The 433-nt window shown below is 69.3% G+C and carries 1 protein-coding gene; it reads right to left on the bottom strand.

The features are described from left to right. Window positions 1–392: MerR family DNA-binding transcriptional regulator (locus LPA54_RS39465; protein WP_228985212.1), on the bottom strand; the 392-nt coding region annotated here is incomplete at its 3' end. Window positions 393–433 lie beyond the last annotated feature (41 nt).

The following is a 433-nucleotide window of genomic DNA, read 5'->3' as shown; positions in this document are numbered from 1 at the left end:
AACGTCTGGGTGAAGACGGCCGAGTCGGCACAGCCGGAGTCGGCGGTGAGCCCGCGCAGGGCGTCCTCCACGGCCCGCAGCGTGCGCCGGTCGTGCAGCAGCCGGGCGTGACTCTCGTCGATGAGCTGGAAGGCCTCGTCGACGGCGTCACGGTTCACGGCCTGCATGACCGCTGTCGCCGTCGCATGCCCATGCCCCGGCACCAGGGTGAGGAACGCGGCCAGCGCCCGCTCGTGCAGAGGGGTGTAGACGCGATAGCCGGAGGCCGTTCGCTCGGCTGTCGGGAGGATGCCGGCCTCTTCGTAGTTCCTCACCGCCTGGGTGGACAGACCGTGCCGACGGGCCAGGTCGACGGGCCTCAGCTTGCCACTCGTTTGAAGGTTGTGCCCCACGAGCGCGACGATACTGCGCCCAGACTCTCCACCGAAAGTTC

Origin of the sequence: Streptomyces sp. DH12 (genome assembly GCF_020873895.1) — a bacterium.
GTDB lineage: Bacteria > Actinomycetota > Actinomycetes > Streptomycetales > Streptomycetaceae > Streptomyces.
Note: the sequence above shows the minus strand (reverse complement) of the source record. Positions and strands in the feature narration are given on the sequence as shown.